We start from the raw sequence: 25,221 nt of genomic DNA on the forward strand, positions 1-25,221 counted from the left end.
CCGAATCATCCCCGACCGGACAATTCTTGGTTTTGTGATCACAAGAATTTTAGCGTGATCACAAATTAGCGCTTTTACATCAAAACCGCGATTATTTACCGTTTTCCCTTTGCTCTGCGCTCACTTTCAGCCTACCGATTTGTGAACCGTGCGCATGTTCTGTGCGCCGCACTGCCCAGAGCAAAGGGGACGTTGCCAGATGAACATCCATGAATACCAGGCCAAGCAGCTTTTGAAATCCTATGGCGCACCCGTCTCCGACGGTCGTGCCGTTCTCCGCGCCGAAGAGGCTAAATCCGCCGCCGGCGAGCTCGACGGCCCCGTTTGGGTCGTCAAGGCACAGATCCACGCGGGCGGACGCGGCAAGGGCAGTTTCAAGGAAGCGGAAGCCGGTGAGAAGGGCGGTGTACGTCTGACAAAATCCGTGGAAGAAGCGGCGGAAGAAGCGGAAAAGATGCTCGGCCGGACATTGGTAACCCATCAGACCGGCCCCGCCGGCAAGCAGGTCAACCGCATTTATATCGAAGAGGGAGCGGGTATCGAGACAGAACTCTACCTGGCCCTTCTGGTAGACCGGATTTCCTCTCGCGTCTCGTTTGTCTGCTCCACCGAGGGCGGCATGGATATCGAGGAAGTCGCCGCGTCCACGCCTGAGAAGATTCTCACCTTCTCCGTCGATCCCGCCTCCGGCATTTCAGGCTTCCACGGCCGCCGCGTCGCCTTCGCTCTCGGGCTGGAGGGCGCGCAGGTCAAGCAATGCGTGAAACTGGTCAATACGCTCTTCAAGATGTTCATCGAGAAAGACATGGAGATGCTGGAGATCAATCCGCTGATCGTCACCGACAAAGGCGATCTGCGCTGCCTCGACGCCAAGATGGGTTTCGATTCCAACGCGCTTTACCGCCAGTCCGACATTCTCAGCCTGCGTGACGAGACGGAAGAGGACCCCAAGGAGCTCGCCGCGTCCAAGTTCGACCTCAACTATATTGCGCTCGATGGCGAAATCGGCTGCATGGTCAACGGTGCCGGCCTTGCCATGGCGACTATGGATATCATCAAGCTTTATGGCGCAGAGCCTGCCAACTTCCTCGACGTTGGTGGTGGCGCAACGAAGGAGAAGGTGACCGAAGCGTTCAAGATCATCACCTCCGACCCGAACGTAAAAGGCATTCTCGTCAACATCTTCGGCGGAATCATGCGTTGTGACGTCATCGCGGAAGGGGTCGTGGCCGCAGTCAAGGAAGTCGGACTGCAGGTGCCCTTGGTCGTTCGTCTCGAAGGAACGAACGTCGAGAAGGGCAAGGAGATCATCAACACCTCCGATGTTGACGTGATTGCCGCGGATGACCTCGCTGACGCAGCCGAAAAAATCGTCAAGGCCGTCAAGGGCTGAAGTTTCACCGACATCCGGTGTAGGCTCGCTTGGCCTGCATCGGAATTGGAGACGAGAATCGTGACCAGCGCACCAGAAGCCATCCCTGAGATCGAAACGGCAAGCGGCCGCAGGCTGGATTACATCGTGTTCGGCCTCGCCCGCAGCGGCACGACCGGTGTCACCCGCTATCTGAACGCAGTGCCGGAAATCTACTGTGGTGTCGAATTGTTCAAACCTTCGGAGGATCATTCCGCGCTGTACGTTCCCGAATGTCTGATCAACGTGCCGGACACGGAGGCGACAAAGGCGAAGGTTCGAATCTCGCGGGAAAAGCTGGAGCGTGACGGCGACCGGATCCAAGCCTACGGTAACAAGACGCCAGAGTATTTCTATAATCTGGCAACGGTACTTTCCCAACTTGAGAAAAAACGCGGCATCTTTTGTTATCGAAACATTCGCGATGTCGCCCGTTCCTATTCCACCCGCGCTCAGAACGTAAACGACAACTGGCATCCGGGACGCCTCGGTGTCTATGTCGTGGCGGATGCCATCCTTCTCTACAGGGCCCTCTCCCGGCTCGATCAGGATGCGGACATACTTGTCGTTCCCTACAATGCCCTCGATGAAGACTGGCAACCGGTAATGGAATCCGCTTCGCGGTTTCTTCTGCCAGATGTGCAACCGACGTTCACAGACGAGGTTGTGCAAGAGGCGGCCGATCGCAAGAAAATCGCCAAATCCAAAGATCAGGCGGCCCTCACGGCTTTGGAGGAAGACGCCCTGTCGCGGATCGACGTGGAAGGAATTCACCAGTTACTGAACCGGCCGGAGCCATTCCGGCTGAACCAGGTTCGTGGGGAGATCAAGGAGATCGTTCGGAAGATGCCGAAGGCGCCTCTGAAGATCGTGCGGGAGATCATAGACGCCCACGATTCCGCACCGGCCCGGGATTTCTTCAGAACCTACAAACGCCGCTCGCGTTTCGCACTGCCGCAGCGAGGCACGGCAAATGCGTGAAACGTATTCAACTTCGCCGGTGCACTCGGGCGCACCGAACCATCGCTCATATTCCACATCCGGAGGTGCCTGAATGGCCGTACTCGTGAATGAAAATACCCGCGTGATCTGTCAGGGCCTCACGGGCTCGCAAGGCACTTTTCACTCGGAACAGGCCATCGCCTACGGCACCAAGATGGTCGGCGGTGTAACCCCCGGCAAGGGAGAGACCACCCATATCGGCTTGCCGATCTTCGATACCGTCCACGAGGCGAAACACGCCACAAAGGCAAATGCCACTGCAATTTACGTGCCGCCACCCTTTGCGGCCGATGCGATCCTGGAAGCGATCGACGCCGAGATGGAACTCATCGTCTGCATCACCGAAGGCATTCCCGTGCTCGACATGATGAAGGTCAAGCGGGCACTCGAAGGCTCCAGCTCCACGCTCATCGGCCCCAACTGCCCGGGAATCATCACTCCGGATGCCTGCAAGATTGGCATCATGCCCGGCCACATCCACAAGCGCGGGTCCGTCGGCGTCGTGTCCCGTTCGGGCACACTTACCTACGAGGCCGTGGGACAGACAACGGCTGCCGGTCTCGGCCAGTCCACCTGCATCGGCATTGGCGGCGACCCGATCAAGGGCATGGAGCATATCGACGCTCTTGAACTGCTGTTGGCCGATGATGAAACAAAGTCGATCATCATGATCGGTGAGATTGGTGGCTCTGCCGAAGAAGAGGCTGCTCAATTCATAAAGGACGAAGCCAAGAAAGGCCGCTCCAAGCCGATTGCCGGTTTCATTGCCGGTCGTACTGCGCCTCCGGGCCGGCGCATGGGCCACGCCGGTGCCATAGTCGCAGGCGGCAAAGGCGGTGCCGATGACAAGATCGAAGCGATGAAATCCGCTGGTATCATTGTGGCGGAAAGCCCCGCAGGTCTGGGTGAGGCCGTCCTCAAAGCGATCGGGTAGCGACCATGCGAATTCTCCTGCTGTTGCTGCTTCTGTTGCCAGCCTGTCAAAGAACCAACGAAGCGAACCGCGCGGCACTGGCGCGTACGATCGTATACAAGTATGGTGCGGATCAGGACGAAGCTGCACAGCGGTTGGCCATCTCACAGATCTGCGGGCCCTCCGCCACGATCACACTTGTGGGAGGCCCGGTTGCAACAGCCGTTCCGGGAGAGTTCGAAAGTACGTATAGCTGTACGTACTAGAAGGAGGCTTCGGCCTGAAATGGTGCTGGTTTCGCACACCCATCGGTTCATCTTCTTCAAATCGAAGAAGACGGCCTCAACTTCGGTTGAGGCCTATTTTGAGCCATTCTGCCTTCCTGATGACAAGCTGCCCGATGGCGTGGCGGAACAGTATCGGGACGAATTCATCGGCCCAACTGGAATCATAGGCTGCCGTCTGGGGCGCGAGGAGCGCGCGGCAGCCACGTGGGAAGCTCACATGCGTGCATCACGCATCCTGCGCCTTCTCGGGCCTGCCCGATTCCTGAGCTACTTTCGTTTCACAACAGTGCGCAATCCGTTCACCAAATATCTGGCCACGTTTCGCTACCACATGCGCAACCGGCCGGACGTACTGAACGCGCCCTTCGCTCAACATCGCGAAGCGTTCATCGAATGGATGCGGAGTGGCAATGGCCATCCAAGAGATCACAATACCTACAGCATCGGCCCCTTCCGGGTGGCCAATGCCTATATAAGAGCGGAACATCTGGCGGATGACACACGTGCAGTCTGCGAAAGACTCTCGCTGCCATACGATCCGACGCGGATGCCGCACTACAAGAAAATGGCGCGACCGGAGCGTCATTATTCAGACTATTTTGACGAAACCTCGAAAAAGCTTGTGGCCAGACGCCACCGCTGGGAAATTGAAACTTTTGGCTACAGTTTCAAGCAAGACCCAGTCCCCCCCACCGGCCCGGCCCTCCATCATCTGCGCAGCGGAGAGACATCATGAACGAGATCAGCGGAAACAGCGCCTTTCACTCCTCATCCTTCCTACAGGGCCACAACGCTGAATATGTCGAGCAGCTCCATGCACGGTTCGCTGCCGACCCCACCGCCGTCGATGCCAGTTGGCGGGAGTTTTTCGAGGCCCTGAACGAGGATAACCTGACTGTCCGCTCCGAGGCGGCCGGTCCTTCGTGGGCGCGCGCTGACTGGCCGCCCGTGCCCAACGACGAGCTGACCGCCGCACTTGACGGTCAGTGGGGCGACGATCCTGCAGGGCACGCCGAGAAGAAGGTCTCCCAGAAGGCCGCCGAGAAAGGCGTTTCACTGTCAGAAGCACAGCTGAAGCAGGCCGTCACGGATAGTCTGCGTGCGCTGATGATCATCCGGGCCTATCGCATCCGTGGCCATCTGGCAGCCGACCTAGATCCGCTCGGACTGACGGAACAGACACCGCACCGGGAACTGGAGCCGGAAAGCTATGGCTTTACTGAGGCGGACATGGATCGGCCGATCTTCATCGACAACGTACTCGGGCTTGAAACGGCATCACTACGCGAAATTCTCGCCATTCTGAAACGCACGTATTGCGGCACGTTCGCCCTTCAGTACATGCATATCTCGGACCCTGAACAGGCGGCGTGGCTGAAAGAGCGGATCGAGGGCTTGGGCAAGGAGGTCCAGTTCACGAGAGAGGGTCGCCGGGCGATCCTCAACAAGCTGGTGGAGGCCGAAGGTTTCGAGAAGTTTCTCCACGTGAAGTACACTGGCACCAAACGTTTCGGCCTCGACGGGGGCGAGAGCGTAATTCCTGCGATGGAGCAAATCATCAAGCGCGGCGGCAACATGGGCGTACAGGATATTGTCGTCGGAATGCCCCACCGTGGTCGCCTCAGCATCCTCGCTAACGTCATGGGCAAACCTTACCGCGCGATCTTCAACGAATTTCAGGGCGGCAGCTTCAAACCGGATGAAGTCGAAGGCTCCGGCGATGTCAAATACCACCTTGGCGCTTCCTCGGACCGGGAGTTTGACGGGAATACCGTGCATCTGTCTCTTACTGCGAACCCCAGTCACCTCGAAGCTGTGAATCCGGTAGTTATCGGCAAGGTCCGGGCCAAACAGGAACAGATCAACGACACCGACCGCACCAAGGTGCTCCCCATTCTCCTGCATGGCGATGCCGCCTTTGCGGGCCAAGGTGTGGTGGCAGAATGTTTCGGTCTCTCGGGCCTCAAGGGGCATCGCACCGGCGGCACTATCCATATCGTCGTCAACAACCAGATCGGCTTCACCACAAGCCCACATAACTCGCGATCATCCCCCTACCCGACGGATATCGCGCTTATGGTGGAGGCGCCGATCTTCCACGTGAACGGCGACGATCCTGAAGCCGTGGTTCACGCCGCCAAGGTTGCCACTGAATTCCGGCAGATTTTCCACAAGGACGTCGTTATTGACATCTTTTGCTATCGTCGCTTCGGCCACAACGAAGGCGACGAGCCGATGTTCACGCAGCCGCAGATGTACAAGCTGATCAAGGGGCACAAAACCACTCTCCAGCTCTACACCGAACGCCTCATCGGAGACGGTCTCATTCCGGAAGGAGAGATCGAGGATATGAAGGCCGCCTTCCAGGCCCAGCTGAACGAGGAGTTCGAGGCCGGCAAGGAATTCCGCCCCAACAAGGCAGATTGGCTCGATGGCCGCTGGTCACATCTCGACAAGCAAGGAGAGAAGTACCAGCGCGGCAAGACTGCCGTCGATATGGCCCGGTTGAAGGAGGTCGGCGCAGCCCTCACCCGCCTTCCGGAAGGTTACAAGCCGCACCGTACGGTTGAACGGATGCTCGGTGCCAAGAAGGAAATGATCGACTCGGGCGAAGGACTGGATTGGGCGACGGCAGAAGCACTCGCCTTTGGCACCCTGCTGCTGGAAGGCTATCCCGTTCGCCTCGCCGGTCAGGATTCTACTCGCGGTACATTCAGTCAGCGCCATTCCGGCATCATCGATCAGGAAACGGAAGAACGCTACCTGATGCTCAACCATATCAAGGCGGGACAGGCGCAATACGAGGTCGTCGACTCCATGCTGTCGGAGTACGCCGTGCTCGGGTTCGAATATGGCTACAGCCTGGCGGAGCCTAACGCCCTGACACTCTGGGAAGCCCAGTTCGGCGATTTCGCCAACGGTGCCCAGATCATGATCGACCAGTTCATCTCTTCAGGAGAGAAGAAATGGCTGCGCATGTCAGGGCTAGTCATGCTCCTGCCACACGGCTACGAAGGTCAGGGGCCGGAGCACAGCTCCGCCCGGCTGGAACGTTTTCTCCAGATGTGCGCTGAGGACAACTGGATCGTTGCGAACTGCACGACGCCGGCCAACTATTTCCACATCCTTCGGCGCCAGCTTCACCGCAGCTTCCGTAAACCACTCGTGATGATGACGCCGAAGTCGCTGCTGCGAAACAAGATGGCAGTCAGCAAGTTGGAGGAGATGGCCACGGGTTCGAGCTTCCACCGTGTCCTGTGGGATGATGCGCAACACGGTAACTCCGACCTGACACTCAAGGCAGACAAGGACATCAAGCGCGTCGTCATATGTTCGGGCAAGGTATATTATGACCTGCTCGAGGCACGGGACGCCCAGGGCCTGGATGACGTCTACCTGCTTCGACTCGAGCAATTCTACCCCTTCCCGGCCCAGAGCCTCGTTGCAGAGCTCAAGCGCTTCAAGAAGGCGGAAATCGTATGGTGCCAGGAAGAGCCCAAGAACCAGGGAGCATGGACTTTCGTGGAACCGAACATCGAATGGGTGCTTGGCCGTATCAAATCTAGATGGCTGCGTCCCGCCTACGCGGGTCGTGCAGCTGCTGCGTCACCCGCGACGGGTCTTGCAAAGAGCCATAAGGCGCAGCAAGACGCGCTCGTGAACGATGCGCTTACCGGAAAGAAGGACTGAGAGAATGGCTGAAATCCGCGTACCAACGCTGGGCGAAAGCGTCACAGAGGCAACCGTGGCCACCTGGTTCAAAAAACCCGGTGATGCCGTTGCCGTTGATGAAATGCTCTGCGAGCTAGAGACGGACAAGGTTACAGTCGAAGTGCCATCTTCCGCCGCCGGCACGCTGGAGGAAATCGTTGCCGCCGAAGGCGATACCGTAGGCGTTGATGCCCTGCTGGCCACAATCTCCGAAGGTGCCGCGGCATCCTCGCCCAAGAAGGAAGACAAACCCGCGGCCACGAAAGCGGAAGCAAAAGCTGACGAGGGTGGCAAAACTGTCGACGTCATGGTGCCCGCTCTTGGCGAAAGCGTGACAGAGGCGACCGTTTCTACCTGGTTCAAGAAGGTCGGCGAAAGCGTCAGTGCCGACGAGATGCTCTGTGAACTGGAAACAGACAAGGTAAGCGTCGAGGTCCCTGCGCCCACTTCCGGCGTGTTGTCAGAGATCATTGCCGACGATGGCACAACCGTTGAAGCCGGCGGCAAGCTCGCGATTATCACGGAAGGCGCCAGCGGCTCGGCGTCAGCGACAGAAAAACCGGCGGAGAAGCCCGCCGAGAGCAATGCCGCGCCAAAGGGCAAGGATGTCGAAAACGCCCCTTCAGCCAACAAGATCATGGCGGAAAAAGGCATATCGCCCGACCAGGTTCAGGGGTCGGGCCGTGACGGTCGGATCATGAAGGAGGACGTGATGAAGGCGGTCAGCGCCCCGTCAACCTCCGCTCCGGCTCCCGCCTCCGTACCTCGCGGTCCGGTTTCCGCCGATGACGCCAGCCGCGAAGAACGGGTGAAAATGACGCGGCTGCGTCAGACGATCGCCCGCCGGCTCAAGGAGGCACAGAACACCGCCGCGATGCTGACCACCTACAACGAGGTGGACATGACAGCCGTGATGGACCTGCGCAACGAGTACAAGGACCTGTTTCTGAAGAAGCACGGCGTCAAGCTCGGCTTCATGTCGTTCTTCACCAAAGCCTGCTGCCACGCACTGAAGGAAGTGCCGGAGGTGAATGCGGAGATCGACGGCACCGATGTCGTCTACAAGAATTACGTCCACATGGGGATCGCAGTTGGCACGCCTTCCGGTCTTGTCGTCCCCGTCGTTCGCGACGCCGACACGATGTCTTTTGCCACGATTGAGAAGAAGATCAACGAACTCGGCGCACGCGGACGCGACGGCAAACTGTCGATGAGTGATATGCAGGGCGGCAGCTTTACGATCTCCAACGGCGGCGTCTACGGATCACTGATGTCCTCACCGATCCTCAACCCGCCACAATCCGGCATCCTCGGCATGCACAAGATCCAGGAACGTCCGATGGTGGTCGGTGGCCAGATCGTCGCACGCCCGATGATGTATCTTGCGCTGAGCTATGACCACCGCATCGTCGACGGAAAGGGCGCTGTAACCTTCCTCGTGCGTGTGAAGGAAGCATTGGAGGATCCCCGCAGATTGCTCATGGATCTCTGATCCATGGGTTTGAGGATCGCGTACTCTGTATGTGTAAGAGTTATGCCGCGCGGCGGGAAAATGCCGCGCGCAACTCCACCAGACCGGCGATACCGATGCCGGCAGCAATCAGGGCGGGCGTCTGGCTCAGTGCGACAAGCAGTGCAAAAGCCATCAGATAATATCCCGCACAAGTTCATCCTGGGAATCGAAGTCGGTGTCATCGCTGCTGAAGAGGTTCGCAGCCTCAAAAGACGCGGGCATCACACGTGCGATGGCGACAAGCGAACCGGACAGCAGCAGAAAGACAGCGTAGAAAAGATTGTTGTTCATGACTCACCACATTCCTTCCCCCGCATTACCTATCGCTTAAGAATGCAGCGAAACTTCGCGACGATTGTGGTGAAGACAAGAACCACACGACCAGATTGCGGCAGGCTCTCTCATAAGGGGATGAGGCCTGCAGCACTGAAAACCTCCAAAGGAGACCCCAATGGCCAACTATGATGTCATCGTGATCGGAGCAGGCCCTGGCGGCTACGTATGCGCCATCCGCTGTGCCCAGCTCGGCCTGAAGACCGCCTGTGTGGAAAGCCGCGAAACCCTTGGCGGTACGTGCCTGAACGTAGGCTGCATCCCGTCCAAGGCCATGCTGCATGCCTCGGAAATGTACCACGAAGCCCATACACATTTCGAAACGATGGGCTTGATGGGTGTGTCGCCGAAGGTCGATCTCGGCAAGATGCTTGAGTACAAGCAGAGCACGGTGGAGAGCAACACCAAGGGCATCGAGTTCCTTTTCAAGAAAAACAAGGTCGACTGGCTGAAGGGCCACGGCAAGGTCGCGGGCAAGGGCAAAGTTGAGGTTGCGGGCGAGATTCACGAGGCGAAACACATCGTCATTGCGACCGGATCCGAAGCAGCCAGTCTTCCCGGCATTGAGATCGACGAGGAACGGGTGGTGACCTCGACAGGGGCACTGGAGCTCAAATCCGTGCCGAAGAAGATGGTCGTCATCGGCGCCGGTGTGATTGGCCTTGAAATGGGCTCCGTCTATTCCCGTCTCGGCTCAGACGTTACCGTGCTGGAGTTCCTTGACGTCATCACTCCAGGCATGGATGGGGAGGTGCAAAAGAGTTTCCAGAAAATGCTGACGAAACAAGGTATCAACTTCACGCTCGGTGCCGCCGTTCAAGGTGTGCAGAAGCTGAAATCGAAGCTGAAGGTCACCTACAAGCTGAGAAAAGATGACAGCGACGGTGCGATCGATGCCGATGTCGTGTTGGTCGCGACCGGACGCAAACCCTACACTGATGGCCTTGGTCTCGCCGAAGCAGGGGTGGAGATGACGGAACGTGGCCAGATCAAGACAGACGCGCACCTCGCCACCAATATCGAAGGCATCTGGGCCATCGGAGATGTCATCACCGGCCCGATGCTCGCGCACAAGGCGGAAGACGAAGGCATGGCCGTCGCCGAAACCATTGCCGGGCAGAAGGGCCACGTGAACTACAAGGTGATCCCCGGTGTCATCTACACAAGCCCGGAGGTCGCCTCTGTCGGTCAGACCGAGGAACAGCTCAAAGAAGAGGGTCGCGCCTACACCGTCGGCAAGTTTCCCTTCATGGGCAATGCGCGTGCCAAATCCCATTTCACCGGAGACGGTTTCGTCAAGTTGCTGGCAGACAAGGAAACAGACAGGATTCTTGGTGCCCACATCATCGGTCCGATGGCCGGTGACCTGATCCACGAAATCTGTGTCGGCATGGAGTTTGGCGCGGCGGCGGAAGACATCGCCCGTACCTGCCACGCCCATCCGACGTTCTCGGAAGCCGTGCGGGAGGCAGCTCTCGCCTGTGGTGATGGTGCGATTCACGCTTGAAACGGATCGATTCACGCGTGGGATAGCGTAACGTTAACCCACGCCTGAGTTCCGCAGATTAGGATTTTCAATGACGGGCGCACCCGGGGCTTTTTGAGGCTCGGCCGGAGCGTTCACTTATTTAACCGATTTTCTTTTGGCCCAACCGCCATTACGCTCCCTACAGCGTCCTCAATTGCCCTGACTTCCAGAAAATCCGAACCCCGGAAATGTCCGCTATTCGTTATTATCGGTCGCCGCAATGAAGTCTCAATGCAGCCTCCATTAAGTCAACGAATCGCAGTTCGGTGGACCGTGAGTGGCGTGAGGTACGATTATCATGTATGAAAAGCTGCGCGGCGACCGCTGCGAAGAAGGCTCGACAACGGTCGAGTTCGTCATGTGGGTGCCTATCTTCACACTGATGATGATCACGATCCTGGACGCGTCTGTTCTGATGATGACGCAGTCACGCCTGTACGACGTCGCCAGACAGGAAATGCGCCTTTACACTCTGGGTGCAAAAAGCCTGCGCGATGCAGAGATGGATGCGATTTCTCAATTCAGATCTGATGAGACGGACGGTGCCAGCGCTGAGATCACTGAACATCAAGTTGATCCGGACGACGAAAACAGCGCCCGCTACGCCACGATGGAAATATCCATTCCCACTAGGGAAGTCGTCATTTTCACAGGCCGCTTCTTCGCCAACGCCAATCTCTCGGCCGAATATTCAATGGTTCTGGAAACGGCGTCTCCGGCGCCGGGTAGCTGATAGGAAGTCCGTCATGAGTTCACCGATTTTCAAGAAATCCCTCTCCGAGAACCTATACGCAGAAGACGGAGTCGCCACGATCTGGAGTATATTCTGGATGATCGTGTTTGCCGCCGTTGGTGGCCTCGCGCTCGACGTGTCCAATGGCCATCGCATCCGTTCCCAGCTTCAAGGCGCGGCGGACTCGGCAGCCCTAGCCGCAGCGATGGAGTTCGCTGTTAGTTCGGACGTGGCGCGCGCCAGATCCGCCGGAATGGATATGGTCGCCGTCAACATGCAGAGCCGATACAACCCGGTTCAGCCCGAGGATATCCAGCTTGGAATTTGGGACGGCGAGGAATTTCATGCGGAAAATCCCGCGGATGCAAGCGATGACGGCGACATCAACGCGGCACAGGTCCTCGCTGCCCGCACCGCAGCGAACAACAACCAATTCCGCACCTACCTACTGCGGTTTGCGGGCTTCGACTCCCTCAGCGCCGCAGCGCGCTCCGTCGCCATGATCAGCCAGCAGGAGGCAATCGGCAATGACTGCACAGGTCTGGAAGTTCGCTCCATGGGGCGCATCCAGCTCGGTGGTGGTAACGAGGTCTCGGGGGAAAGCTGCTTCTACGGTGAGTTTGGCGCCGCCAACGGCGGGAACGATCTTTTGCACAACGGCGTCTCCATCGGGTCAGTCGACATTGGTAATATCAATCTCTACTCCCTGCGCGAAGGCAGCGATCCGGAGGAGGAAATCAAGGCGGAAATCGACCTCGACCTTGCTGTCTTTCCGCACATCTCCAACGCCTACAATACCCTGACAGGTCGTATGCGCGGCTCCGACATTTTCGAACGCTGGGCGAACGAAGAGATCCAGGTTCCGCAGGAACGCCTTCCCGATTTCGTCTTCGATGCGGCCGGTCAGGCCCGCATAGTGGAAATGAACAGCCTTACTTTCGAAGCTGATGGCACGATCTCCGGCAGCAACTCAAACTGGCGATACCTGAACCATGCACCCTATCAACCGCATACCGTATTCATTGTGAACGGTGGTGTCGGCGTCGCTTCCGGCGTCCACCTGCGCAACGTCGCCATTCTCGCGAACGGCCAGTTCCAAGGTTATGGCGGCAACCAGAGCTTCGATGAAATTTATGTGAACGCACGCGGCATGATCAATATGGGTGGCGGCAGCATTTCCTATGGCAACCAGGCGCAGTATTGCGACAACGGCGCCTATTCCGTCTACATGCTGACGACGAATACCCTGATGTACGGTGGCAATGGTGGCAGTGTCACCATGCACGGCATGATCGGCGCCGGCTGGCAGTTCAGCCCCGGTGGCGCAATGGCCACCGCAGGCGGGCTCTACTTCGAATCTGCGGATCCGAACTACACAGTGCAGACAGCGGGTGACATGGACATCTCCAATTGCGACACACCGATGGACAGTGAGTTCGACACAGTCCGGGAGAGCACCTCTTCCTCCGGTGGCACGATGCTCGTCAACTGATCGGATCCTTCCTAACAGCAGGCACCCATTGTGCAATGAGGCTGTTGGTTCACTGAACCAGCAGCCTCAATCCATTTGTCACATCTTCGCGGATCGCCACCCGCAAACCCGGTTCATCGTTATCTCGCAGGGCGTCCAGAATCTTGTCATGCGTCGGAGCCAATTGCCTGCGGCTGTGCACGTCATAGAGCTGGCGCATCGTCGGCCCAAGTTGCAGCCATACGGTCTCCACCAGTGCCAACATCGCCGGCGCCTGCGCCCGTAGATACAACAATCGGTGAAAATCGAGATTCAGACGCACGTAGGTCAACGCATCGTCATTATAGCGTGCTGTTTCGATCTGGCGATGTACTTCGGCCATCCGGTCAATCAATGCACCATGCGCACGTGGAAGGGATCGGGTGGCAAGTTCGGTTTCAAGCAAGGCGCGAATGGCGGAAAGTTCCTCGATCCGTTCCCTTGTCAGCACCGTCGTGGAAATTCTGCCGGATGCCGACAGTTTCAGCGCTCCCTCCGCCACCAGCCTGCGGGCCGCCTCGCGTGCCGGCGTCATACTGACACCAAACTCCGCCGCAATCCCGCGCAAGGTCAGGGACGCACCGGGAGCCATGACACCTTGCATTATCCGGGCACGCAATACGCGGTAAACCAACTCGTGGGCAGGGACGGTCGGATCCGCGCTACGCTCCGTATCGTGCAAATTCCCACCTTTCCCGCTCATATCTGAATTATCTACCTAGAAGGGACCGCGAATCGGACTATATTGCCTACCCGGAATAAGTGATTGTGAGCAACCATGTCAGAGTTCTTGTCAAATTTCGTCTCCTATTCAACGGCCTCCGTTTTTGGCGGGCTATGTCTTCTGAACGGGATCGAGGGTGAGCAGCCGGTGGAAGCGCAAGTTGCTAACAATGTTGCGGAAATTTCTTCTTCAGCCGGGTTTACTCAAGTTGCCAGCGTCACTCAGGCTGAGCCAAAATTCGTGCGCAAGGAGATCCGTCAGGCAAAGCTGGAATCCGTCGTGTTTACGGCTTCCGGCCTGGATCAGACACCGCGTCCGGCAAAACAAGCTAAAGGTCCCGAAGGCGTAGTCACCGGTGCATCGGTGAACCTGCGTGAAGGCCCAGGCACGAATTACACCATTGCCGACCGCGCCCGGCAGGGCGACAAGCTGGCGGTAACTGGCGAGCGTGATGGCATATGGTTCGAAGTCATATCCCAAAATACCGGCGCGCGTGTGTGGATCCACGGTAATTTCTTTAGTGCCCCCAAAGACGAGAATGGCGCGATCCTCGCTCGCAACTAACGAAAACCATCTACTCGGAGAATTGCACACGGTGCAATTCGGCCCCGTGATCGCGCAACCAACCACGGTGAACCCGATACTTCGGACAGAGGGATTCCACCAACTTCCAGAACTTCGGCCCGTGGTTCATCTCGGCCAAGTGTGAAACCTCGTGCGCAGCCACGTAGTCGAGCACCTTTGGTGGAGCCAGTGCCAATCGCCAGGAATACATCAACTTCCCGGTGGAACTGCATGATCCCCAGCGAGACCGCGTGTCTCGCAAGGTAATACCGCCATGTTGCCGACCGATCTGGTGCGAATATCGGTCCGAGGCTTCGCTCAAAGCTGTCCGCGCTGACACCCGGACAAACCCGGCCAACGCCCCCCGAAAACGGGCACCCTGCCCGGGCAGTTCCAATCTGTCGCCAATTCTGCGCAGTCTCGCGCCCTCTGCCAGCGTGACCGTCTCGCCCAGCAGGGTCAGCACACTGCCCGGCTCAGGCACGATCAGGTCCGGTAGCTTCGCCATTCGGGCGCCGATCCAGTGCGAATGACCATGGATGAATGCCGCAATTTCCTGCGGCCGCACGCGGGGCGGCGCAGTCACGGAAATTTCGCCGGTATCGTGCCGGATGCGCAGGGTCAGGCGGGTGGATCGCGCGTTTCGCCTGATCTTGGCCCGTCCCGGGGGAAAAGGCAGGTCCAGCGTTTCGCTCACATCATCAACCTCAGGAAACCGGGGCCTCGTGCTCCCGGATGAAGCCAGCAACTTTCGGCTGAATCTTTTCCCGCCAGCGGGAGCCATTGAACACACCATAGTGCCCAACCTTCTCCTGCACGTAGTGCTCGCGTTTGTTCTCAGGCAAATTGGTCACTAGCTTGTGCGCCGCGCTGGTCTGGCCCAGACCCGTGATATCATCCTTTTCGCCCTCGATCGTCAGCAGGGCGATATCCTTTATTGCCGACGGCAGAATATGCGTGTCGCGATAGTAGTACTCATTCTCTGCCAACAGGCGTTTCTGGAAAACCCGCTCTATCGTCTGCAGGTAGAACTCCGCAGTCAGATCCATCACAGCCATGTATTCATCATAAAAGCGCCTGTGCGCAGCGGCGCTATCGCCGTCACCACGCACGAGATGACGAAACTGGTTCAAGTGGGCGTCCATGTGCCGGTCCAGATTCATCTGCATGAAACCCTGCAACTGCAGGAAACCGGGATAGACCCGGCGCAAAAAACCCTTGTTGGGCCATGGCACATGCACCACCACATTATTCTCGAACCAGCTCAGTGGGTGGCTGGTTGCCAGTTCGTTCGGCTGTTTCGGATTGCAGGCTGTGTCAATCGGCGATCCCATAAGAGTAATGGACGACGGCCGCGCCGGGTCCTCATCCATGGCCATCAGTGATGCTGCAACCATCATAGGAATTCCGGGCTGGCACACGGCCATAACAGCCGGACGCTGGCCGTCCTCAGCGAGAAACTGGCAGAACTCGACCAAGTAATCGGTATAGTCGTCAAGATCGAACCGCCCTTCAGACATCGGAACATCCCGCGCATCTACCCAGTCGGTGATATAGACATCATGCTCGGGCAGCATGGCCTGGACCGTACCCCGAAGAAGCGTGGCGTAGTGGCCCGACATGGGCGCGATGATCAAAACCTTCGGGTCATTCCGTCCCGAAACATGCGCACCCAGCCGCTCGAAATGCAGCAGGTTACAGAACGGTTTGGATAGGACGATTTCTTCGCTGATCTCGGTCTCGACACCATCAACAATGGTCGTTTCGAGTTCAAAATCCGGTTTGCCATAACGCCGCGTGGCGGAAATGAACATCTCACAGGCTGCGGCCGTGGTTCTGGCCCCGTAGCTTTCGGAAAATGGATTCAACGGGTGCGAGATGATCTCTTGCTGCATCCTCGCCGCTGTGCGCAATGGACCGATGGCCGCGTGCGTCATTTCATATGCGTGATACAGCATTCTCATTCCTTACACAGCCACGGCACTTAAAAGCAACAATAGGATTTATTGTGCACCGCATCAAGCCGCATCGGGATTGCCCTTAATCTCTCGTTGCACAAATGGGTTAAGATTTTAGTCTCGGGGGATAAGCCTTTGACAAAGGTCGCCAGCATGTGGCAATGGGCATCAATTGATTTTCCAACCCTTCAGGAGACGCAAATGCCCAAAGAAGAATGGGGCGTCAAACGGCTTTGTCCCAGTTGCGCTACCAGGTTCTACGACCTTCAGAACGACCCCATGACATGCCCGTCCTGCGGCGCGGAGTTCACGGTCGAAAGCCTGACGCAGACCAAGTCCAAATCATCGCGCGCAGACAAGCCAAAAGCCGCGGCACCTGCTGCCGCCGTAGAGTCCGATGATACCGATGCAGTCGTGCTTGACGACGACGACAGTGACGACGTCGCTGACGTCGACATCGACGACGATATTCTCGACGACGATGACGAGGAAGATAACGTCGATCTGGACGACATCGCCGACGTTGCATCTGACGACGACGAAAGCTGAAGAGCAGTCACCGGCCCGGCACCTGCCCGGCCGGTGATTTTTTGTGGACATGCGGCTGCAGGGCCGGCACGGCTGCCTCAGTAACCCGCCGACATTTCCTTCGCTTCAGCAGTCGAATCCACTTGAACTGTCCGGCTGCGGGACATAAAAGCCGGACACCTAAGGGGCCATAGCTCAGTTGGGAGAGCGCTTGCATGGCATGCAAGAGGTCAGGGGTTCGACTCCCCTTGGCTCCACCAATTCCTCACGCCAAAGCGTTGAGAAGACAACTTCTTCATTTTCCGTGGTATAGCCCGTCGTTTTTCCCCACATTCGGCATGAGGAACAGTGGTTTAGGTGGCGCTTATGCCATCAACCTTGCCACGGTTTTTCTGTCTGACGTGATTGAAAGAACCGTCGCGTCGGTAGCCGTTAGCGATAGTCATTCATCTATGATATCCGATGATTAAGCCGCTGCGATTTCAATCCCACTTCTTGTGCGCTTTTCATAGTCCTGCACGCTTTCAGAATAGCCGGCAATCTTTGCCAGAAAGACTCTGCATCCGCTTGGTAAAAATATGCATTGTGCTGGAGTTCGGCTCACTTAGGTCCCCGACCGAGGTGCATCACTCTGTAGAATGACTCCCCGGATGGTAGTTTCGCAAAGTTTCCGGTTCCGTGGAGGCGCAAGCGAAGGCCAAAAGACAATGCTTGATACCTAGCGACCAGCGGCAGTCGCCGCTCGAAGCTGTGAGGAAGCCGGCGACGAGAAGATTGTCTGTCTGGCGGCCGCGTCCAAAGCGGCAGAGGAAGGATCGGACAGCACCGCAGAGATGAAGAGCCAGATGGGCCGTTCAAAGAAACTCGGTGACCGATCCATAGGCCATATTGATCCCGGAGCGGCCTCTGCAGCGTTCCTGATCGCGGCTATGGCAGATGCGTTGCGCAACGATAACGGCTTGGACTAGAAGTGCGCGCCATTCTGTTGCGACGTGGCGAACTGAGCTGTAAGAACGCAGGCCATATTGTTTCCGGCGCAATCGACAGTGACGTTGGTATCGGCCCTGTAGGTTCAATGACCTCCACAGTCGCCAACACGCCGTCGGGTTTGGTTGCTTCATAAAATGATCTACTCATCATATATGTTGCGACATACTACGCAATCGTAGCTTTGATCTTTCAGCGATTGAAGAACACGGCGTCCACTTCATGATTCTGAAAAACCCTGCCAAATGGCTGAATTGTATATGATTTCTTGTATTTAGTTTGTTTCAGTTCACCATTGCAGATCTGGCGAACTGCACGTATGGTTATTATACCAGTTATCGGAGTGAATCAGAATGACCAAGATCGCCCTCTTCGGCGCCGGCGGAAAGATGGGGGTCCGGAGCGCCCGGAACCTGACCGAAACAGATTTCGACGTCGCACATGTCGAAATCTCCGAGGCAGGACAGCAGCGCCTCAAGGAGGAAATCGGCAAGGACTGTGTGCCGACCGAGGTGGCCTTGAAAGGGGCCGACGTTGTATTGCTCGCTGTGCCGGATACCGCGGTCAAGGCCGTGTCGCACGCGATCATCGACCAGGTCGAGCCCGGTGCCCTGCTGGTCTGTCTGGACGCCGCTGGGCCATTTGCGGGACATCTCCCGAAGCGCGACGACGTGAGCTATTTCATCACGCACCCCTGTCATCCACCGATCTTCAATTACGAAACGACGCCCGAGGGGCGGGATGACCGGTTCGGCGGCATCGCGGCAGAGCAGGGGATCGTGAACGCCCTGATGCAGGGCCCGGACGAGCACTATGCACTGGGTGAGAAGGTCGGAAAGGCCATTTACGCTCCCGTCGCGCGATCCTATCGCGTGACTGTCGATCAGATGGCATTGCTGGAACCCGGATTGTCAGAGACCGTCTGCGCCTCGCTTTTGTTCGTCATGAAGGAAGCGTTGGACGAGGTCGTTGCTCGTGGCGTGCCCGAGGACGCGGCGCGCGACTTTCTTCTGGGGCATCTGAACATTCTGGCAGCGGTCACCTTCGGTCATGTCGACGGTGTGTTTTCCGACGCCTGCTACAAGGCGATCGAGAACGGCTTGCCCGTCCTGATGAAGGACGACTGGAAGCGCGTCTTCGACCCCGAAGAAATCGCGGCCAGCATCGAGCGGATCACCTGAGGTCACCATGTTGAGGGGAGGCATCATTGGCGCCGGTTTCTTTTCCGGCAATCACCTGAACGCCTGGGCCATGGTCGAAGGGGCCGAGATCGTGGCGCTCTGCGACACCGATCCCAAGCGGCTTTCCAAGATGGGAGACGCGTTCGGCATCGAGGCCCGGTATTCCGATGCGGCCGAGATGCTGGACAGCGAGAACCTCGACTTCGTCGACATCATCACGACCGCTCCCACACACCGTCCCTTGGTAGAGCTGGCCATCAGCAAAGATGTCCATGTGATCTGCCAGAAGCCGTTTGCCGAAACGCTGGAAGATGCCCGCGCCATGGTTCGCGCCGTTGAGATGGCCGGCAAAACTCTAATGGTGCACGAAAATTTCCGGTGGCAGTCGCCGGTCCGGACGGTGATCGACGCCGTGCGCTCCGGGACGATCGGCACGCCTTTCTTCTGCCGCGCCGCCTTTAGGTCCGGCTACGACGTGTTCTCCGGCCAGCCCTACCTGGCGGAGGGCAAGCGTTTCATCATCGAGGACCTTGGCATTCACGTTCTGGACATCGTCCGGGCGCTGATGGGAGACGTCACACGGGTCGCCGCGCATACCAACCGGATCAATCCAGAAATCAACGGCGAGGACGTAGCCACCATTCTTCTGTCGCACGAAAGCGGCGTGGCAAGCGTGGTGGATTGTTCCTATGCCACCCGCCGCGTGCCCGAAACCTTCCCGGAGACACTTCTGGAGATCGACGGTGATGCGGGGTCACTCTACCTGAAATCTGGCTACCGGATGGAAGTTCACGTCGATGGCAAAGTCGAGACGCGAGACGTATCGCCGCCGGTTCTGAGCTGGGCCGAACGGCCTTGGCACAACATTCAGGAAAGCGTGGCCATCATCCAGAAGCACTTTGTCGAAAGCCTGGCGAAGGGCGTCGCACCAGAAACTTCAGGCAAGGACAACCTGCAGACTTTGACACTTGTCGAGGCGGCTTACCGCTCGGCGGCAGAGAAAAGGACTATCGAGACAAGTGAACTTTGAGACCCGGCGCGCCGCAGAAGCGCGCGCAGATAACTTTGGGGCAGTGGCGCTGAACCCGTAGAAAATTACTGAACAAGGAGGAAAAAATGAAACTTAAAAAACTGTTGCTTGGTGCGGCTTTCGCCGCAGCCTTCGCGCCGGTCGCGGCGCTTGCCGATACTATCGCGATCATCACTCCCAGTCATGACAACCCGTTCTTCAAGGCCGAAGCGGACGGCGCTCAGGCCAAGGCCGAAGAACTTGGTTATGACACCATGGTGTTGGTCCATGACGACGACCCCAACAAGCAGTCGGAACTGTTTGACACAGTAATCGCTGCGGGCGTGAGTGCGGTCATCCTCGACAACGCAGGTGCCGATGCTTCGGTGGCTGCCGTACAGAAAGCCAAGGATGCTGGCATCCCGTCTTTCCTGATCGACCGAGAAATCACGGCGACCGGCGTTGCCGTCAGCCAGATCGTGTCGAACAACTATCAAGGCGCGCAACTTGGCGCCGAGGAGTTTGTTCGTCTGATGGGCGAAGAAGGCACTTATGTGGAGCTTCTGGGCAAGGAATCCGACACCAACGCCGGAATCCGCAGCCAGGGCTATCATGACGTGATCGACCAGTACCCCGACATGGAAATGGTCGCACAACAAACCGCCAACTGGTCCCAGACCGAGGCATTTTCTGTCATGGAATCGATCCTTCAGGCCAATCCGGACATCAAAGGCGTGATCTCCGGCAACGACACCATGGCTATGGGTGCCTGGGCGGCGCTTGAGGCGGCAGGCCGTACAGACGTGATCGTCGTCGGCTTCGACGGTTCGAACGATGTGCGCGACTCGATTGTGGCCGGCGGTATAAAGGCGACCGTGCTCCAGCCCGCTTACGAACAGGCTCAGTTGGCCGTCAGCCAAGCGGATCAGTACCTGAAAACCGGCTCCACGGGTCTGGATGAAAAGCAACTTATGGATTGCATTCTCATCAACGGCGACAACGCCGGATCGCTCGAAACCTTCGCGCTAAACTAAGCACGAAGAGCTCTCGGGCCCGCGTGCGATCATGAAGCGCGCGGGCCAACATCTTCATTTCTCAGGCGCCTGCCCATGTCCCGTCTTTCCCTGATCGCGTTTGCAATTATCGCTGCCCTGACCGTTTCAGGCTGCAAGATCGTTTTCGACGACGACAAGGACGCAACTGCGATCCCGGACGGACCTGAGGGCGACGACGCCCGGAATGAAGCCCGGATCGAAGAGACTTTCGATGCACAGTTGTTACCTCATATTCGTGATAACGCGCTTGGAATCGCAGAGCTGCAGGCACTGATCGCTGAAGACATCGAAGCCGCCGGCGCAGAGCACGCAAATCAGGGCTCAGGTCAGGGCGCTGCATGGAACTTTCCCGTCGCCGGCGAAGGCACAGTCGTCGAGGCAAGGCTTGATACTCGCGCACGTTCAATCTCTGTCGATACAGACGGAGACGCGACAGTGGATGTCACGGTGCAACTCGGCCCGGTCATTAAGGGCACTGCGATGCGGGACGCTGCGCCCTTCTACCAGTTCGACGATTTCCGCGACCAGATCGAGTTCGCCAAACTATCGCGGGCGCTCAATGACCGAGTCGTCGGTCTGATCACAGTGCCAGACAGTGATCTGATCGGATCGAGGGTTTCTTTTTTCGGCGTCGTACCTTTGAAGAAGGCGGACGACGAGATCGTCGTCACTCCGATTGACGTGACCTTTGAACAATGAGCGAAGACCATCCCATCGGCCTTTCTATTCGCAAGGCGGTCAAAATTTATCCCGGCACCCGGGCACTGAAAGACGTGGATTTCGATATCCGGATGGGCGCCGTCAACGTCCTTGTCGGAGAGAACGGGGCGGGCAAATCCACCCTGATGAAGGTAATTGCTGGGGTCGAAACCCTGACCGAAGGTGAGATCACAGTCGACGGTCTGCCTGTCCATTTTCGCAACAAGGATGACGCCGTGCAGGCTGGCATCGGCATCGTTTTTCAGGAATTGAACCTGTTCCCAGATCTCTCCGTTGCCGAAAACATTTTTATCGGACGCGAACCGACGCGGATTGGCCTGCACATTGATGCGTCCGAACAGTTGGAGCGGAGCCGCGAAATTCTCCAGCGGCTGGAACAGAAAATCGACCCTGAAACACCGCTCGGCTTTCTAAGGCTCGGACAACAGCAGATCGTCGAGATTGCCAAGGCTCTGGCGCAGGATGCACGCATTCTGATCCTCGATGAGCCGACCTCTGCCCTTTCGGCGACAGAGGTTGAAGTTTTGTTCCGAGTGATCGCGGAACTGCGGTCTCAGGGCGTCGGTATCGTCTATATCTCGCACCGGCTGGAAGAACTCATACGCATCGGCGACTACATCACTGTCCTGCGCGATGGCGAGATGACGGGCACGCGCAGCATGGAAGGCGTAGACATTCCCTGGATCGTAGGTGCCATGATCGGAGGGGAAGCCAAGGATTTCGCCGCTCCCATCGACCACAAAGTCGGAAGCGAAGTCTTCCGGGCCGAAAACGTCGTCCTGCCTAAGATGGGCGGAGGGTTCAGTGTGGACCATGTCTCGCTGGAGGCAAATGCCGGAGAGATCCTAGGGATCTACGGTCTCATGGGCGCGGGCCGGACCGAACTCCTGGAATGTATCATCGGGCGGCACCCAGAGGCGCTTGGCCACTACTTCGTGAAGGGCGAAGAACTGAAGCGATCCAGCATCGCCGACCGGATTTCCCACGGTATCGCGCTGGTCCCTGAAGATCGGAAGATCGACGGCTTGATTCAGATGATGGCAATCCGCGAGAACCTCACCCTGTCTTCGCTGAAAGACTTCACGAAGGTCTTTCACCTGAGCCTGTCGCGCGAGGCGCAGCGCGCAGCCGAGTTCATCAAACGGCTTACGATCAAGGTAGCGAGTGCCGAGAACCCTGTTTCTTCTCTCTCCGGCGGTAACCAGCAGAAGGTCGCCATCGGTAAGGCCTTGATGACCAAGCCGATCGTTCTGCTTCTGGACGAACCGTCCCGCGGGATCGACGTGGGGGCGAAGGCCGAGATCTATCGCGTCATGCGCGAGCTTTCGGCGCAAGGAATCGGGATCGTCTTCGCCACCTCGGAGATCGAGGAGTGCATGGCGCTGAGCGACCGCATCATCGTGATGGCCGATGGTCGCATCACCGGAACATTCGACAAGACTGACAGGGTCGCCGAAGTTCTCGCGGCGGCCTCACCTGCGAAGGATACTGCCGCATGACTACGACGACCGAACACGGGCCAAGCCGGAACGTCAACTGGCTGTTACTGCTTCTGAAGGCACGAACTTTCGTGGCCCTGATCCTTGTCTTCGCCTATTTCTCCTACGCCGCACCGAACTTTCTGAGCGTTGCCAACGCCGTGTTGATCTCCAAACACGTCGCGATCAACGCTTTCCTCGCCATCGGCATGACCTACGTCATCATCACCGGCGGGATCGACCTGTCGGTCGGATCGGTCGTCGGGTTGACCAGCATGATCGCGGGATACCTTGTGCTGAACGGCATCGATCCGGGCTATGGCTGGTCAATCCAGTTCAACACGTTCGAGATAATGTTCCTCGTCTGTCTCGTCGGGATATTCGTTGGCTGGATCAACGGGATACTGATAACGCGATTAAACGTGGCTCCTTTCATCGCGACATTGGGAATGCTCTACATCGCCCGCGGCGCGGCGCTCTTGATGTCCAGCGGGCGGACCTTTCCAAATCTCAACGGCAACCCGGAATACGGCTCGCATACGTTCCCCGTCATCGGAACCGGATCGTTCATCGGAATCCCCGTGATGATCTGGATGCTGATCATCGTCACGCTGCTTTCGGCCTATATCGCAAGACGCACGCCGCTGGGCCGACACATCTATGCAGTCGGAGGCAACGAACGTGGGGCCACCCTGTCCGGGGTGCGGGTACGCCGGGTGAAGATGTTCGTCTACATGTTCTCAGGCCTGATGGCCGCGCTCGTTGGCCTCATCATTGCTTCACAGCTCAAGGCCGCTCACCCTGCGACGGGCGAGTTCTTCGAACTGAACGCCATCGCCGCCGCCGTTCTTGGCGGTACATCGATGTCAGGCGGGCGTGGGCGTATCATCGGCACCATCATCGGGGCGTTCGTCATCGGTATCCTTTCGGACGGATTGATCATGATGGGCGTTTCGTCCTTCTGGCAAATGGTGATCAAAGGACTTGTCATCGTCGCCGCTGTGGTCATCGACCAGGCCCAAAGCCGCCTGCAGGCCAGGGTCGCTTTGGCGCAAGAGGCCGGATAGCTGAACGGAAACTCCCAATATTTGAAGGACATCATCGAATGCTGAGAACGTTATCTGGAGACAAAGCCAGCAGGTTCAGCTTTGGGACCATGCAATTCGGCGGCAAGGCAGACGAGATAGAAAGTGCAGCAATGTACTCTGCCTGCCGTGAGGCCGGGATCAATTTTTACGACACGGCCTATGGCTACACCGAGGGTCTTTCAGAGACGATCCTTGGCAAACTCATCGCGACGGAGCGCGACAAAATTTTCCTGGCAACCAAATGCGCGGCCAGCGGTTCAAGTCGCGAAAAAATCGTGGCGGAATTTTCTGAAAGCCGATCGCGACTGGCACAAGCTAGCGTGGACTTGCTTTATTTGCACAGATGGGATGCCGACACTCCTTTGGAAGAGACCTTCGAAACACTAGCGGAACTCGTCGAAGAAGGTTCGATCCGGCATGTAGGAGTATCCAATTTCTCTGCGTGGCAAACGATGAAGGCGAACCGCGTTGCGTCTTCGTTGGGCGTTCGCATCTCGGTCCTTCAGCCCATGTACAATCTGGTCAAGCGACAGGTGGAAGTGGAGATCCTTCCGATGTCAATGTCAGAAGGATTTGCCGTTTGCTCCTACTCGCCGCTCGGAGGGGGGTTATTAACCGGAAAATATGGACAGTCCGCCGAAGGGCGTTTGGTCGACGACAAGATGTACAACGACCGCTATGGGCCGAAATGGATGCATGACACGGCGGTCGCCCTTGGCTCGGTCGCCAAAGAGATCGGCGTCTCACCCGCCACGCTTGCCGTTGCCTGGACTGCACGGCATCCGGGACTTCACGGACCGATCATCTCTGCCCGATCCGCCCAACAACTGGCACCGTCCATTGCGGCAATTGATTTCAAGATGGATGATGCGCTCTATGAGAAAATCAGCGCGCTTTCGCCGAGACCGGCGCCAGCGACGGATCGACTTGAGGAAGCATAGGGCTTGTCCAAAACATAGCGTCCTAGAAACTCAGACTTCCGGGACGC

Annotated in this window: 23 protein-coding genes and 1 tRNA gene; 20 read left to right on the forward strand and 4 right to left on the reverse strand. The window is 57.7% G+C overall.

The window, feature by feature from the left end; genetic code table 11:
- Positions 1–199: 199 nt before the first annotated feature.
- From sucC to odhB, 6 genes are all read left to right on the forward strand, one after another.
- Entirely contained in the window at positions 200–1,393 is a 1,194-nt protein-coding gene (sucC, locus tag GO499_RS14360; protein WP_161862820.1) for an ADP-forming succinate--CoA ligase subunit beta, read from the forward strand.
- 60 nt (positions 1,394–1,453) lie between these two features.
- A complete protein-coding gene (locus tag GO499_RS14365) occupies positions 1,454–2,392 on the forward strand; it encodes a sulfotransferase (RefSeq protein WP_161862821.1) in 939 nt (312 codons plus the stop codon).
- Between the two features lie 73 nt (positions 2,393–2,465).
- Positions 2,466–3,347 (forward strand): succinate--CoA ligase subunit alpha, encoded by an 882-nt coding sequence (gene sucD / locus GO499_RS14370; protein ID WP_161862822.1) that lies wholly within the window; start codon positions 2,466–2,468, stop codon positions 3,345–3,347.
- Positions 3,348–3,539: 192 nt separating this feature from the next.
- On the forward strand, positions 3,540–4,349 hold the full coding sequence (locus GO499_RS14375) for a sulfotransferase family 2 domain-containing protein (RefSeq protein ID WP_161862823.1): 810 nt from the start codon (positions 3,540–3,542) through the stop codon (positions 4,347–4,349).
- Positions 4,346–7,303 carry a 2-oxoglutarate dehydrogenase E1 component gene (locus tag GO499_RS14380; RefSeq protein ID WP_161862824.1) on the forward strand — a complete coding sequence of 986 codons (2,958 nt, stop codon included), beginning with the start codon at positions 4,346–4,348 and terminating at the stop codon, positions 7,301–7,303. The genes GO499_RS14375 and GO499_RS14380 overlap by 4 nt, the downstream gene beginning before the upstream one ends.
- Positions 7,304–7,307: 4 nt before the next feature.
- Positions 7,308–8,816: a 2-oxoglutarate dehydrogenase complex dihydrolipoyllysine-residue succinyltransferase gene (odhB, locus tag GO499_RS14385; RefSeq protein WP_161862825.1), complete on the forward strand. Its 1,509-nt coding sequence runs from the start codon at positions 7,308–7,310 to the stop codon at positions 8,814–8,816.
- Between the two features lie 153 nt (positions 8,817–8,969).
- On the opposite strand, the gene GO499_RS14390 is transcribed toward odhB, so the two are convergent.
- Positions 8,970–9,128 (reverse strand): hypothetical protein, encoded by a 159-nt coding sequence (locus GO499_RS14390; protein ID WP_161862826.1) that lies wholly within the window; start codon positions 9,126–9,128, stop codon positions 8,970–8,972.
- Positions 9,129–9,288: 160 nt separating this feature from the next.
- Between GO499_RS14390 and lpdA the strand changes: the two genes are divergently transcribed.
- From lpdA to GO499_RS14405, 3 genes are all read left to right on the forward strand, one after another.
- The gene (gene lpdA, locus GO499_RS14395; protein WP_161862827.1) at positions 9,289–10,677 is read left to right on the forward strand and encodes a dihydrolipoyl dehydrogenase; all 1,389 of its coding nucleotides are present in this window, start codon (positions 9,289–9,291) and stop codon (positions 10,675–10,677) included.
- Between the two features lie 319 nt (positions 10,678–10,996).
- Entirely contained in the window at positions 10,997–11,431 is a 435-nt protein-coding gene (locus tag GO499_RS14400; RefSeq protein ID WP_161862828.1) for a TadE family protein, read from the forward strand.
- A 13-nt stretch (positions 11,432–11,444) separates the two neighbouring features.
- Positions 11,445–12,923 (forward strand): pilus assembly protein TadG-related protein, encoded by a 1,479-nt coding sequence (locus GO499_RS14405; protein ID WP_161862829.1) that lies wholly within the window; start codon positions 11,445–11,447, stop codon positions 12,921–12,923.
- Between the two features lie 49 nt (positions 12,924–12,972).
- Here GO499_RS14405 and GO499_RS14410 read toward each other — a convergent pair whose 3' ends face one another.
- Entirely contained in the window at positions 12,973–13,644 is a 672-nt protein-coding gene (locus GO499_RS14410) for a GntR family transcriptional regulator (protein ID WP_161862830.1), read from the reverse strand.
- A gap of 75 nt (positions 13,645–13,719) precedes the next feature.
- Here GO499_RS14410 and GO499_RS14415 point away from each other — a divergent pair, with 75 nt between their 5' ends.
- Positions 13,720–14,229 (forward strand): SH3 domain-containing protein, encoded by a 510-nt coding sequence (locus GO499_RS14415; protein WP_161862831.1) that lies wholly within the window; start codon positions 13,720–13,722, stop codon positions 14,227–14,229.
- Positions 14,230–14,239: 10 nt separating this feature from the next.
- On the opposite strand, the gene GO499_RS14420 is transcribed toward GO499_RS14415, so the two are convergent.
- Positions 14,240–14,926 (reverse strand): M48 family metallopeptidase, encoded by a 687-nt coding sequence (locus tag GO499_RS14420; protein WP_161862832.1) that lies wholly within the window; start codon positions 14,924–14,926, stop codon positions 14,240–14,242.
- A 10-nt stretch (positions 14,927–14,936) separates the two neighbouring features.
- Entirely contained in the window at positions 14,937–16,187 is a 1,251-nt protein-coding gene (locus GO499_RS14425; RefSeq protein WP_161862833.1) for a polyhydroxyalkanoate depolymerase, read from the reverse strand.
- Positions 16,188–16,388: 201 nt separating this feature from the next.
- On the opposite strand from GO499_RS14425, the gene GO499_RS14430 reads away from it, so the two are divergent.
- The 10 genes from GO499_RS14430 (at position 16,389) to GO499_RS14475 (ending at position 25,174) form a co-directional block, all read left to right on the forward strand.
- Positions 16,389–16,736, forward strand: coding sequence for a TIGR02300 family protein (locus tag GO499_RS14430; RefSeq protein WP_161862834.1), 348 nt, complete (start codon positions 16,389–16,391; stop codon positions 16,734–16,736).
- Between the two features lie 163 nt (positions 16,737–16,899).
- Positions 16,900–16,975, forward strand: a tRNA-Ala gene (locus GO499_RS14435).
- Between the two features lie 522 nt (positions 16,976–17,497).
- Positions 17,498–17,683: a DAK2 domain-containing protein gene (locus GO499_RS14440; protein WP_284154998.1), complete on the forward strand. Its 186-nt coding sequence runs from the start codon at positions 17,498–17,500 to the stop codon at positions 17,681–17,683.
- 372 nt (positions 17,684–18,055) lie between these two features.
- Positions 18,056–18,883: a phosphogluconate dehydrogenase C-terminal domain-containing protein gene (locus GO499_RS14445; RefSeq protein WP_161862835.1), complete on the forward strand. Its 828-nt coding sequence runs from the start codon at positions 18,056–18,058 to the stop codon at positions 18,881–18,883.
- A 7-nt stretch (positions 18,884–18,890) separates the two neighbouring features.
- Complete coding sequence (locus tag GO499_RS14450; RefSeq protein ID WP_161862836.1) at positions 18,891–19,913, forward strand: Gfo/Idh/MocA family protein; 1,023 nt, start codon at positions 18,891–18,893, stop codon at positions 19,911–19,913.
- Positions 19,914–19,999: 86 nt separating this feature from the next.
- Positions 20,000–20,926, forward strand: a complete 927-nt coding sequence (locus GO499_RS14455) for a D-ribose ABC transporter substrate-binding protein (protein WP_161862837.1) — start codon at positions 20,000–20,002, stop codon at positions 20,924–20,926.
- 75 nt (positions 20,927–21,001) lie between these two features.
- A complete protein-coding gene (locus GO499_RS14460; protein WP_161862838.1) occupies positions 21,002–21,646 on the forward strand; it encodes a DUF2291 family protein in 645 nt (214 codons plus the stop codon).
- Positions 21,643–23,166, forward strand: coding sequence for a sugar ABC transporter ATP-binding protein (locus GO499_RS14465; protein WP_161862839.1), 1,524 nt, complete (start codon positions 21,643–21,645; stop codon positions 23,164–23,166). The genes GO499_RS14460 and GO499_RS14465 overlap by 4 nt, the downstream gene beginning before the upstream one ends.
- A complete protein-coding gene (locus tag GO499_RS14470; RefSeq protein WP_161862840.1) occupies positions 23,163–24,212 on the forward strand; it encodes an ABC transporter permease in 1,050 nt (349 codons plus the stop codon). The genes GO499_RS14465 and GO499_RS14470 overlap by 4 nt, the downstream gene beginning before the upstream one ends.
- A gap of 38 nt (positions 24,213–24,250) precedes the next feature.
- A complete protein-coding gene (locus GO499_RS14475; RefSeq protein WP_161862841.1) occupies positions 24,251–25,174 on the forward strand; it encodes an aldo/keto reductase in 924 nt (307 codons plus the stop codon).
- The last annotated feature ends 47 nt before the right edge of the window (positions 25,175–25,221 follow it).

The organism is Algicella marina, assembly GCF_009931615.1.
Lineage (GTDB): Bacteria > Pseudomonadota > Alphaproteobacteria > Rhodobacterales > Rhodobacteraceae > Algicella > Algicella marina.

What these genes read in the sequence shown, in the direction of transcription:
- sucC (WP_161862820.1), top strand. Translation starts at nt 200, where the DNA reads ATGAACATCCATGAATACCAGGCCAAGCAGCTTTTGAAATCCTATGGC.
- sucD (WP_161862822.1), top strand. Translation starts at nt 2,466, where the DNA reads ATGGCCGTACTCGTGAATGAAAATACCCGCGTGATCTGTCAGGGCCTC.
- GO499_RS14380 (WP_161862824.1), top strand. Translation starts at nt 4,346, where the DNA reads ATGAACGAGATCAGCGGAAACAGCGCCTTTCACTCCTCATCCTTCCTA.
- odhB (WP_161862825.1), top strand. Translation starts at nt 7,308, where the DNA reads ATGGCTGAAATCCGCGTACCAACGCTGGGCGAAAGCGTCACAGAGGCA.
- GO499_RS14390 (WP_161862826.1), bottom strand. Translation starts at nt 9,128, where the DNA reads ATGAACAACAATCTTTTCTACGCTGTCTTTCTGCTGCTGTCCGGTTCG.
- lpdA (WP_161862827.1), top strand. Translation starts at nt 9,289, where the DNA reads ATGGCCAACTATGATGTCATCGTGATCGGAGCAGGCCCTGGCGGCTAC.
- GO499_RS14400 (WP_161862828.1), top strand. Translation starts at nt 10,997, where the DNA reads ATGTATGAAAAGCTGCGCGGCGACCGCTGCGAAGAAGGCTCGACAACG.
- GO499_RS14405 (WP_161862829.1), top strand. Translation starts at nt 11,445, where the DNA reads ATGAGTTCACCGATTTTCAAGAAATCCCTCTCCGAGAACCTATACGCA.
- GO499_RS14410 (WP_161862830.1), bottom strand. Translation starts at nt 13,644, where the DNA reads ATGAGCGGGAAAGGTGGGAATTTGCACGATACGGAGCGTAGCGCGGAT.
- GO499_RS14415 (WP_161862831.1), top strand. Translation starts at nt 13,720, where the DNA reads ATGTCAGAGTTCTTGTCAAATTTCGTCTCCTATTCAACGGCCTCCGTT.
- GO499_RS14425 (WP_161862833.1), bottom strand. Translation starts at nt 16,187, where the DNA reads ATGCTGTATCACGCATATGAAATGACGCACGCGGCCATCGGTCCATTG.
- GO499_RS14430 (WP_161862834.1), top strand. Translation starts at nt 16,389, where the DNA reads ATGCCCAAAGAAGAATGGGGCGTCAAACGGCTTTGTCCCAGTTGCGCT.
- GO499_RS14445 (WP_161862835.1), top strand. Translation starts at nt 18,056, where the DNA reads ATGACCAAGATCGCCCTCTTCGGCGCCGGCGGAAAGATGGGGGTCCGG.
- GO499_RS14450 (WP_161862836.1), top strand. Translation starts at nt 18,891, where the DNA reads ATGTTGAGGGGAGGCATCATTGGCGCCGGTTTCTTTTCCGGCAATCAC.
- GO499_RS14455 (WP_161862837.1), top strand. Translation starts at nt 20,000, where the DNA reads ATGAAACTTAAAAAACTGTTGCTTGGTGCGGCTTTCGCCGCAGCCTTC.
- GO499_RS14460 (WP_161862838.1), top strand. Translation starts at nt 21,002, where the DNA reads ATGTCCCGTCTTTCCCTGATCGCGTTTGCAATTATCGCTGCCCTGACC.
- GO499_RS14465 (WP_161862839.1), top strand. Translation starts at nt 21,643, where the DNA reads ATGAGCGAAGACCATCCCATCGGCCTTTCTATTCGCAAGGCGGTCAAA.
- GO499_RS14470 (WP_161862840.1), top strand. Translation starts at nt 23,163, where the DNA reads ATGACTACGACGACCGAACACGGGCCAAGCCGGAACGTCAACTGGCTG.
- GO499_RS14475 (WP_161862841.1), top strand. Translation starts at nt 24,251, where the DNA reads ATGCTGAGAACGTTATCTGGAGACAAAGCCAGCAGGTTCAGCTTTGGG.